At 29.7% G+C, this 3526-nt stretch carries 5 protein-coding genes and 1 pseudogene; 2 read left to right on the top strand and 4 right to left on the bottom strand.

Annotated elements, in window-relative coordinates:
* Positions 1–205 precede the first annotated feature (205 nt).
* A pseudogene (locus tag HMPREF9129_RS10615) lies at positions 206–742 on the top strand (5-formyltetrahydrofolate cyclo-ligase); the annotation flags it as partial.
* The gene (locus tag HMPREF9129_RS05115) at positions 743–1924 is read left to right on the top strand and encodes a coenzyme F420-0:L-glutamate ligase (protein WP_004821065.1); all 1182 of its coding nucleotides are present in this window, start codon (positions 743–745) and stop codon (positions 1922–1924) included. It begins immediately after the preceding pseudogene.
* Between the two features lie 98 nt (positions 1925–2022).
* Here the strand turns inward: HMPREF9129_RS05115 and HMPREF9129_RS05110 are convergent, their stop codons facing one another.
* The 4 genes from HMPREF9129_RS05110 to HMPREF9129_RS11680 all read right to left on the bottom strand — a co-directional run bounded on the left by HMPREF9129_RS05110 (position 2023) and on the right by HMPREF9129_RS11680 (position 3445).
* Positions 2023–2394: a hypothetical protein gene (locus HMPREF9129_RS05110; RefSeq protein ID WP_040552342.1), complete on the bottom strand. Its 372-nt coding sequence runs from the start codon at positions 2392–2394 to the stop codon at positions 2023–2025.
* Positions 2395–2490: 96 nt separating this feature from the next.
* The gene (locus HMPREF9129_RS05105) at positions 2491–2805 is read right to left on the bottom strand and encodes a hypothetical protein (protein WP_004821060.1); all 315 of its coding nucleotides are present in this window, start codon (positions 2803–2805) and stop codon (positions 2491–2493) included.
* A 63-nt stretch (positions 2806–2868) separates the two neighbouring features.
* Positions 2869–3249, bottom strand: a complete 381-nt coding sequence (locus HMPREF9129_RS05100; RefSeq protein ID WP_004821059.1) for a hypothetical protein — start codon at positions 3247–3249, stop codon at positions 2869–2871.
* A gap of 43 nt (positions 3250–3292) precedes the next feature.
* Positions 3293–3445, bottom strand: coding sequence for a hypothetical protein (locus HMPREF9129_RS11680; protein ID WP_169311334.1), 153 nt, complete (start codon positions 3443–3445; stop codon positions 3293–3295).
* Positions 3446–3526: the final 81 nt, after the last annotated feature.

Genomic DNA, 3526 nt, shown 5'->3' with positions numbered 1-3526 from the left:
TATTACAAAACAGTAACAAATTACAACCTTTATCGATATTTTAATGGATTAAACTCATTTTTAACAGTAGAATAAATTATTTTTTATAAATTTTTATTGTTCTAAATTTATAAAAAACTGGAAATTCCATAAAATTCGTGTATAATGTTAATGTTGAGGTGATGAGAATGGATAAAATCCAAATGAGAAAAGAAAACTTAAGAAAAGAAAAAATCTTACGACCGATTATATTAATTCTGCATCGGCTCAAATTTTTACAAATTTAACCAACTCAGAATTATACAAAGATAGCCAACACATTTTTACATTTGTTAGCTATCAAAATGAAGTTGATACCCATCAGTTTATAAAACAAGCTCTAAAAGACGGAAAAAATATTTATGTGCCTGTAGTCGATAGAGAAACATTCACCATGGGCGTCTCCAAAATAGAAAATTTTGAAGATTTACAGCCTAATTATATGGGAATACTCGAGCCTTCTGAGAAAAACATTAACTTAGTAGATCCTGAAGTTTTAGATTTAGTTTTAACTCCAGGTCTTGCATTTGATCTTAATGGATATAGAATTGGTTATGGTGGAGGTTTTTATGATAAATTCTTCGCTATTCTCAAAACTAACCCAACTCGTCTAGGTATAGGTTATTCGTATATGTTATCTGACGAGCTTGACCACGATGACAATGACCAACAGTTACATCTATTTCTATCTGAAGATGGATTTACACCTGTAGGAGGAAATTAAATGGAAAGATATTTTGGTACTGTTGTTAGAGGAATTAGAACACCGATTGTAAAAGAAGGAGATAACCTTTCAGATATCGTATTTGATTCAGTTGTAAAAGCTGTAGAATCTCAAAACATTAAACTTGTAGATAAAGATGTAGTTGCAATTACTGAATCTCTACTTGCTAGAGCTCAAGGTAATTATGTGAGCACAGACAATATCGCTCAAGATGTTAGAGAAAAATTTGATGGCGAAATCGGATTAGTTTTTCCAATACTAAGCAGAAACAGATTTTCAACTCTTTTAAGAGGAATTGCAAAGAGTGGCAGAAAGCTTCACATATTGCTTTCTTATCCATCTGATGAAGTTGGAAATCACTTAATGGACGAAAAAGCCCTTTATGACAAACATATCAATCCTTACTCTGATGTATTAGAAGAAAGTGATTATAGAAAATTATTTGGAGAAGAAGTTAAACATGAATTCACTGGAATAGACTATGTTTCTCTTTATAAAGAAATTGCTCCAAATTCAGAAATTCACTTTTCTAATGACCCAAAGGCAATATTAAAATACACTAAAGATGTTTTAGTATGTTCTATCCACACTCGTGAACTTGTTAAACAAGAACTTAAAGATTCCGGTGCAAACCTAGTTTATGGTCTTGATGACATAATGAACGAATCTATTGACGGAAGTGGATACAACTCTGAATACGGTCTATTAGGTTCTAACCTTTCAGATGAAGAAACTGTTAAACTTTTCCCAAGAGATGCTCAACCATTCGTTGAGGAACTTCAAAAGAAATTTAACGAATACTCAGGTAACAACATTGAAGTGATGGTTTACGGAGATGGAGCATTCAAAGATCCAGTAGGTAAAATTTGGGAACTTGCAGACCCTGTTGTAAGTCCTGGACACACTAAAGGTCTCATCGGTACTCCAAACGAACTTAAAATTAAGTATATCGCTGATACAGAACTTAAAGGTCTTTCAGGCGAAGAAGCCTCTGAAGCTATGAGAGAAAAAATAAATAATAAAGATGCCAACTTAGTTGGTAAAAATGAAACTCTTGGTACTACTCCAAGAAGACTTACTGACTTACTTGGCTCTCTTTGCGACTTAACTTCAGGTTCTGGAGATAAGGGAACTCCTGTAATCTTAATCCAAGGTTACTTCGATAACTACGCAACTAAATAGAGTATATAATTATCAGCCTTCGGGCTGATTTTTTATTTTCTAAGTTTAAATATTTTCACAACATAAAAAAGATGAGGCATCTCACCTCATCTTATATCTCAATGTAACCCTGCTTTTTTAGCAACTATAGTTACATTATCTTTTAACGAATCATCAAAAACTACTTTAACATTTATACTATCATCAAAAGTCAGTAATTTTGATAATTTTATTTCCCTACTTTCTCCAGCTTTCATAGTAACGGAATCTGTAACTTCATTGTTCTTATTATCAGTAAATTTTATAGTTAAGTTTTCTCCATTTCCAGTAGTAGCTATATTTAAATGATTTAAATACATATTTCTAAAGGAACTTACATAGTTTCCATTCCTTTCAGCTACATAAATAGGATTATCTTTTCCAAAACTTTGAATATGTACTTCTTCTCTTGTGTAATTCATAAAAATTGCTGTAACTAAAACTACTGGCAATCCAAAAATATAATTTTTTTATAAACCTTTTTCAAGCTCATTACAATCCTCCTTTATAAAGATAACTAAATGAGACCGTCTATTATACTACTTATTTTACTCATAAACCATAAAATTAAACACATGTTTTGAAATTATAACAACATTATATATTATGTTTAAAAAAACTTGCCACATCATATAAAATCCAAGCCCATATACTATGGTAATTCCTAAGACATTATTTATTGATATTTTATTTTCATCTTTCAATAATTTAAAACTCCAAATAAAGCTGATTGTATAGCACACAATAAAAAGTGGATTAAATATATTATAAAGTCCATTTATTAAAGGATAAAGTAACAATATATAAACAATACTATTGACTATAACAAATAGCTTCTTTGATTTAATTCTTTCTTTTAGCATAGGATTCTCCAATTATACTTAAAACAATACTATTTTTAATGATATTATTACTAACTAATAAATCTAACCCCACCAACTATACATAACTTGACTTGTAGCATACTCTGTAAAATTAGAATCAAAATAAAAATTTAATACATTTTTTCTATAAATACTTCCCACTGATTTATGAGCATATATATCTTCTTTAAAATACAAAGTTTTTAAATTACCATAATTTGAACCAGGTAAGTTACTTAAAATTTTTCCAGCTATCCCTATAGCTATCCCTTGAGGTATACTAGAATAAACACTTGAAATTATCGCCCCTAAAACAATTGAAGTATATGTTGCTATTTCTCTTTCCAGATAAATATTCCTGGTTTTTGTGTCAATATAGTTTGTATAATCAGATGCTGTTCCAAAAGGACAAGTTTCTGTATACATCCAGCCTGTCCTAAGCATATTTTCATTTATATTATTATTTAAATTATTAGGAAATGTATTTTCAATTTATAGTAGCTTCATGTATTCCATTTACATAAATCTTATTTCCAATTCTATAACAATTTATTTCCTCTTTATCGGATTTAACTTCGTACCCTCCACCAATAGTAAATGATTGTGCTCTACTCATTTGTGGAACTGAAACAAATAACAATAAAAACTCAAGAATGTTGATATCGTCTTTTTCATTACAATCCTCCTTTTTTAAGTTAACATTTTACTATAACCTATCGCT

The sequence above is a fragment of the Peptoniphilus indolicus ATCC 29427 genome, assembly GCF_000227315.1.
GTDB classification, from domain to species: Bacteria; Bacillota; Clostridia; order Tissierellales; family Peptoniphilaceae; genus Peptoniphilus; species Peptoniphilus indolicus.
This window is presented reverse-complemented; position numbering and strand designations above follow the sequence as displayed.

Coding starts and splice junctions, on each gene's coding strand:
- HMPREF9129_RS05115 (WP_004821065.1), top strand. CDS start 743: ATGGAAAGATATTTTGGTACTGTTGTTAGAGGAATTAGAACACCGATT.
- HMPREF9129_RS05105 (WP_004821060.1), bottom strand. CDS start 2,805: ATGCTAAAAGAAAGAATTAAATCAAAGAAGCTATTTGTTATAGTCAAT.
- HMPREF9129_RS05100 (WP_004821059.1), bottom strand. CDS start 3,249: ATGCTTAGGACAGGCTGGATGTATACAGAAACTTGTCCTTTTGGAACA.